This window comes from Microcystis sp. M53602_WE12, assembly GCF_030065455.1.
Taxonomy (GTDB): domain Bacteria; phylum Cyanobacteriota; class Cyanobacteriia; order Cyanobacteriales; family Microcystaceae; genus Microcystis; species Microcystis aeruginosa.
Genome location: NZ_JASJFB010000532.1, coordinates 1 through 3,129 on the forward strand (window position 1 = coordinate 1; position 3,129 = coordinate 3,129).

5 protein-coding genes are annotated in these 3,129 nt (G+C 44.6%); all 5 read left to right on the plus strand.

The window, feature by feature from the left end; genetic code table 11:
• Nucleotides 1–359: ATP-dependent Clp protease proteolytic subunit (locus tag PX482_RS17240; RefSeq protein ID WP_288122747.1), on the plus strand; the 359-nt coding region annotated here is incomplete at its 5' end.
• Between the two features lie 7 nt (nt 360–366).
• Nucleotides 367–1,701 (plus strand): ATP-dependent protease ATP-binding subunit ClpX, encoded by a 1,335-nt coding sequence (clpX, locus tag PX482_RS17245; protein ID WP_288122749.1) that lies wholly within the window; start codon nt 367–369, stop codon nt 1,699–1,701.
• A 21-nt stretch (nt 1,702–1,722) separates the two neighbouring features.
• Nucleotides 1,723–1,932, plus strand: a complete 210-nt coding sequence (locus PX482_RS17250) for a hypothetical protein (RefSeq protein ID WP_002752152.1) — start codon at nt 1,723–1,725, stop codon at nt 1,930–1,932.
• Complete coding sequence (locus PX482_RS17255; RefSeq protein ID WP_002758594.1) at nt 1,910–2,767, plus strand: alpha/beta fold hydrolase; 858 nt, start codon at nt 1,910–1,912, stop codon at nt 2,765–2,767. Before PX482_RS17250 ends, PX482_RS17255 begins: the two co-directional genes overlap by 23 nt.
• A 15-nt stretch (nt 2,768–2,782) precedes the next feature.
• Nucleotides 2,783–2,986: a hypothetical protein gene (locus PX482_RS17260; RefSeq protein WP_193978258.1), complete on the plus strand. Its 204-nt coding sequence runs from the start codon at nt 2,783–2,785 to the stop codon at nt 2,984–2,986.
• Nucleotides 2,987–3,129: the final 143 nt, after the last annotated feature.

Consider the following 3,129-nt stretch of genomic DNA (forward strand, 5'->3'; position numbering starts at 1 on the left):
ACGTGGCGACAATTTGTTTCGGTTTAGCCGCTAGTATGGGAGCATTCCTGCTTTGTGGCGGCGCAGCAGGTAAACGGATGTCCCTACCCAGTAGCCGGATCATGATTCACCAACCCCTCGGCGGCGCCCAAGGTCAAGCTAGTGATATCGCCATCCAAGCCAAAGAGATCCTCTATATTAAACAGAGACTCAATACCATGCTGGCTCACCACACTGGTCAACCCTACGATCGCATCGCTAACGACACCGAACGGGACTTTTTCATGTCGGCCGTCGAAGCCAAAGAATATGGGTTAATCGATCTGGTGATTTCCCGTCCCGAACTGCCCGATCCTACCGTTCCCGTTACTTCCCTGTAAATAAACTATGTCTAAGTACGACTCCCACCTCAAGTGTTCATTTTGCGGCAAATCCCAGGAACAAGTGCGAAAATTAATCGCCGGGCCGGGGGTCTATATCTGTGACGAGTGTGTGGAACTGTGTAACGAAATTCTCGATGAGGAATTGATGGAACCGCCCAGTCCGGTCGCCCCAGTGGAGGAACGTCCCAACAAACGGCGATCGGGCCAAAACAAAACCACTTGGGAACAAATTCCCAAACCAAGAGAGATTAAAAAATACCTCGATGACTACGTTATTGGTCAAAATGAGGCGAAAAAAGTGCTTTCGGTGGCCGTTTATAACCATTACAAACGCCTCAAAGATATCCAAACCCAAAAAGCCGGTGGCGGTAGTCCAGAAGATAGCATCGAACTGCAAAAATCCAATATTCTGTTAATTGGTCCCACAGGATCGGGAAAAACCCTTCTAGCTCAAACTCTGGCTAAAATCCTCGATGTACCTTTTGCTGTCGCTGATGCCACCACTTTAACCGAGGCCGGTTATGTGGGGGAAGATGTGGAAAATATTCTCTTGCGTCTGTTACAAGTGGCAGATTTAGACGTGGAAGAAGCGCAGCGGGGCATTATCTACATCGATGAAATCGATAAAATTGCCCGCAAGAGCGAAAATACCTCGATTACCCGGGATGTGTCCGGAGAAGGGGTACAGCAAGCTTTACTGAAAATGTTAGAGGGAACGATCGCCAATGTTCCCCCCCAAGGCGGCCGCAAACACCCCTATCAGGATTGTATTCAGATTGACACCAGCAATATCCTGTTTATCTGCGGTGGGGCGTTTGTTGGTTTAGATAAGGTGATCGATCAGCGTCTCGGTAAAAAATCCATGGGCTTTATTCAACCAGGAGATGGCCAAGCTAGTAAGGATAAGGTGGCGGCAGGGTTATTAAAACAAATGACTCCCGATGATTTAGTCAAATTTGGCATGATTCCAGAGTTTGTCGGTCGGATTCCCATCCTAGCGGCCCTGTCACCCCTGGATGAGGAAGCTTTAATCGCTATCCTGACCCAACCCCGCAACGCTTTGGTGAAACAGTATCAAAAACTGTTGAAGATGGACAATGTACAGTTAGAGTTTAAATCTGATGCCGTCCTAGCGATCGCCCAAGAGGCCTATCGTCGCAAAACCGGGGCCCGGGCCCTACGGGGTATTGTCGAGGAATTAATGCTCGATGTCATGTACGAATTGCCCTCGCGCAAAGACGTGAAACGATGTTTAATCACCCGCGAAATGGTGGAAAAACGTTCCACGGCAGATCTATTGGTTCATCCTTCCTCTCTACCCAGTCAAGAATCCGCTTAAGGGGAAAAATCGAGGTTAACCATGCTGAACACCGTTCCCGCGATCGTCAAAGAAGGCCGGATCGAACTCCTCGAATCTGTGCCGATTCCAGAGGGTACTAGGGTTTTAGTCACCCTTATCCCGGAGGAGACAAACTCGGATTTCTGGCAAAAAGTCAGCGAAACTGCACTGGCTAAGATTTGGGATAATCTGGAAGACGACATCTATCATGAAAACTCAAATAATCGATAAAACAATCACTGTTCGCGGTGTTCCCCACTATTACGAGTGGATTCGGCAATCGGAATCTGTTGAGAAAAAGCCGGTGATGGTGTTTATTCATGGTTGGGGAGGATCGGGACGCTATTGGCGATCAACTGCTGCGGCAATTTGCGATCGCTTTGATTGTTTATTGTACGATATGCGCGGTTTTGGTCGGTCTAAATTGCCGGAAAAATCCCCCGATCTTTCCTACGATTTAGAAGAATATGCCCTTGATTTGGCCTTGTTTTTAGATAGTTTGGAAATTGAAAAAATCTATCTCAATAGTCACTCTATGGGGGCATCGGTGGCGACTTTTTTTATTACTATGTACCCCGAAAGAGTGGTCAAAGCAGTTTTAACCTGTAATGGCATTTTTGAGTATAATAAAGCGGCTTTTGCTGCCTTCCATAAATTCGGTAAGTATGTGGTACAGTTTCGTTATGATTGGTTTTTAAAAGTACCTTTTGCCGATCGATTATTTATGGCGAGATTTTTGCATCGATCGATCCCAAAATCAGAAAGAATTGCTTTTTTAGAAGATTTTTTAGCGGCGGATTACGATGCCGTCCTAGGCACAATTTATACATCTGTGAGTAAAAAGGCAGTGGAAATTATGCCTGGTAAATTTGCTGAGATTAAGGTACCAACTCTTTTAGTATCAGGGGAAAAAGACATTATTATTCCTGCCAAAATGGGCAAAATGGCGGCGGATTTGAATAATAATATCCAGTATGTGGAGATGGCTAATACCGCTCACTTTCCCATGTTAGAAGATGCCCCTACTTATCTAAGAAAATTGCAAGATTTTTTAGAAATTAATTAGGGTTTGCTAGGGGAAATGAGTTTCTATGATGTGACTGACAAGTATATTGAAGTTCTTAAACCAATTGTGACTTCTAAGGGAGTGCATTTGATTTTAGTGGAGGAGATACTTCAGCCAGAGTTAAATGATCAGTTGCGTTTTCAAATTGGGTCAGAGTTGTTTGGCGAGTGGCTTAAGGACAAGGTTGGAGTAGTTCAACTCATCAATAAAAGTAAATAGAAGCTATTTTCAGTAGATTTTTTATCCGAAAATAGCTTCCTATTTAGAGACAGAAACATCAGGTTTACCTAGGTAAATCCTAGTCTTTTGTCTCAAAATAGAATTTACACTGTAAATTCTATTCTAAAATTTTCTTTACACCC

Coding starts and splice junctions, on each gene's coding strand:
- PX482_RS17255 (WP_002758594.1), top strand. CDS start 1,910: ATGAAAACTCAAATAATCGATAAAACAATCACTGTTCGCGGTGTTCCC.
- PX482_RS17260 (WP_193978258.1), top strand. CDS start 2,783: ATGAGTTTCTATGATGTGACTGACAAGTATATTGAAGTTCTTAAACCA.
- clpX (WP_288122749.1), top strand. CDS start 367: ATGTCTAAGTACGACTCCCACCTCAAGTGTTCATTTTGCGGCAAATCC.
- PX482_RS17250 (WP_002752152.1), top strand. CDS start 1,723: ATGCTGAACACCGTTCCCGCGATCGTCAAAGAAGGCCGGATCGAACTC.